This window comes from Veillonella sp. (assembly GCF_019414865.1).
Taxonomy (GTDB): domain Bacteria; phylum Bacillota; class Negativicutes; order Veillonellales; family Veillonellaceae; genus Veillonella.
On the sequence record NZ_DXLG01000190.1, the window covers coordinates 1 to 2,049 of the forward strand.

The window sequence follows — 2,049 nt, forward strand, 5'->3', positions numbered from 1 at the left end:
TATTTTTATATTTAATGATTTACGTTATATCTGTTTTCCTTATGACTTGTTCTGGAATGTCTACTTATGATGCGATGCAAATTATAACAGCTTTTCTTAGTAATGTTGGCATTGGATTTGGTGGCTTTGGGCCTACAGATGCCTTTGGTAGTATGTCTGATGGTGCTAAATGCGTAGCAATGGCAGATATGTTATTAGGTCGTTTGGAATTATTTACAATTCTTGTTATGCTTCATCCTCAATTCTGGGAAGGGTATTTTATAAAAAAACAATCTGCTAAACGGTATCGTATCCTATAGGAGGGCGAATAATATGAATATTATAAAACGCCCTCTAGGGCTTTATAAAGCAAATTGTTATGTATTAATTAAAGATGGAAAATCTCTTATTATTGATCCCGGGTTTCATTGTAAGCATATAATTGAAATGGTAGGAGATTCTGAGCCTATAGCAGTATTATTAACACATGGTCATTGTGATCATGTATCGGCTCTTGATGAGGTTTGTGAGTATTATAATATTCCTGCTTATTTACATCCTTTGGATCAAGAGTTATTACAACTAATCCGACGTAGACCTAGTGTATATAAAAAGAAGATGTACACGAATTGTAAAGATTTAGTGGCTGGTAAATTAGAAGTAGGGCCTTTTAAAATAATCGTACATCATACACCAGGCCATAGTGCTGGCTCAGTTTGTTTGGAGATTGGTGGACATCTTTTTTCTGGAGATACTTTATTCAAACAAAATGTAGGAAATACCGACAACTATAAGAGTAATCCCCATGATTTAATCATTAGTTTGAAGCATATATTAACGTTGTCAAAGGATTTAATTGTCGAACCAGGACATAAAGAATCTACAACATTAAAAGATGAAGAAGAATTCATCAAAAATATTGTAGGATAGTGTTGACAAAAGTCCTGATAACCGATATACTAAGCAAGTACTTTGGATACGGCCCCGTGGTGTAGCGGTTAACATGTCGCCCTGTCACGGCGAAGATCGTCAGTTCAAATCTGATCGGGGTCGCCATTCATGCCTCGGTAGCTCAGTTGGTAGAGCAACGGACTGAAAATCCGTGTGTCGACAGTTCGATTCTGTCCTGAGGCACCATGTACATGCGGGAATAGCTCAGCGGTAGAGCACCGCCTTGCCAAGGCGGGGGTCGCGAGTTCGAATCTCGTTTCCCGCTCCAATTTTATATGGCGGCATAGCCAAGCGGTAAGGCAGAGGTCTGCAAAACCTTTATTCCCCAGTTCGATTCTGGGTGCCGCCTCCACAATCGTTACCCATGCCGGGGTGGCGGAACAGGCAGACGCAACGGACTTAAAATCCGTCGGTTGGAAACAACCGTACCGGTTCGATTCCGGTCCTCGGCACCAATTAAGACTAACTTCGGTTAGTCTTTTTTCTTATGTAAATCTAGATTTTAAATGTGTATAATTTAAAAATATGAGAGTGCGTTTGTTATTAGAATGGCATATTTCAAATACGATTATCTATGTTTAATAAAGTTATGAATAATAAAGCAAAATTATTAATTAGTGAATGTCTATGTGGCGTATCCTGTCGTTATGATGGAAAAGATAATCTTATAGAACAGTTACCACTGTTAAAGGATACTTTTGATCTGGTATCCGTATGTCCAGAAGTATTAGGTGGTCTTACCATACCTCGAGACCCTGCGGAACGACAAGGTAAACGTGTATGTACGGCTAATGGAACTGATGTAACCACAGAATTTTATAAAGGGGCTCAAATTGCATTGCATATAGCAATGCAACAGGGATGTAAGCAGGCTCTAATGAAAGCAAAAAGTCCTAGTTGCGGTTATAAGCGTATTTATGATGGTACCTTTAGTAAAACCCTGCGAGAGGGGCACGGATGTACTGTAGAGGCCTTATTAATGAATAATATAGAGGTTTATACGGAAGAAGATATTGACCTATTAATGGAACAAAAAAAGAGATGAGTTTTTAACTCATCTCTTTTTTTCGTGTTAGTGAAACCTAAACTACATTAAACCTAAACTACATTATACTAACA

Annotated in this window: 3 protein-coding genes and 5 tRNA genes; all 8 read left to right on the plus strand. The window is 38.2% G+C overall.

Features of this window, described 5'->3' with window-relative positions:
- A partial coding sequence (locus tag QZ334_RS08110) for a potassium transporter TrkG (RefSeq protein WP_323758629.1) occupies window positions 1-299 on the plus strand: 299 nt, incomplete at its 5' end.
- A 13-nt stretch (window positions 300-312) separates the two neighbouring features.
- Window positions 313-909, plus strand: coding sequence for an MBL fold metallo-hydrolase (locus QZ334_RS08115; RefSeq protein WP_295215567.1), 597 nt, complete (start codon window positions 313-315; stop codon window positions 907-909).
- Between the two features lie 50 nt (window positions 910-959).
- Window positions 960-1,035 (plus strand) — tRNA-Asp (locus QZ334_RS08120).
- A 5-nt stretch (window positions 1,036-1,040) separates the two neighbouring features.
- Window positions 1,041-1,116, plus strand: a tRNA-Phe gene (locus QZ334_RS08125).
- 7 nt (window positions 1,117-1,123) lie between these two features.
- A tRNA-Gly gene (locus QZ334_RS08130) sits at window positions 1,124-1,198 on the plus strand.
- A gap of 9 nt (window positions 1,199-1,207) precedes the next feature.
- A tRNA-Cys gene (locus tag QZ334_RS08135) sits at window positions 1,208-1,282 on the plus strand.
- Between the two features lie 14 nt (window positions 1,283-1,296).
- Window positions 1,297-1,385, plus strand: a tRNA-Leu gene (locus QZ334_RS08140).
- A gap of 134 nt (window positions 1,386-1,519) precedes the next feature.
- Window positions 1,520-1,975 carry a DUF523 domain-containing protein gene (locus tag QZ334_RS08145; RefSeq protein WP_295233527.1) on the plus strand — a complete coding sequence of 152 codons (456 nt, stop codon included), beginning with the start codon at window positions 1,520-1,522 and terminating at the stop codon, window positions 1,973-1,975.
- Window positions 1,976-2,049: the final 74 nt, after the last annotated feature.

Bases quoted from the DNA above. Each gene is read 5' to 3' on its own strand.
- QZ334_RS08115 (WP_295215567.1), top strand. From the start codon at position 313: ATGAATATTATAAAACGCCCTCTAGGGCTTTATAAAGCAAATTGTTAT.
- QZ334_RS08145 (WP_295233527.1), top strand. From the start codon at position 1,520: ATGAATAATAAAGCAAAATTATTAATTAGTGAATGTCTATGTGGCGTA.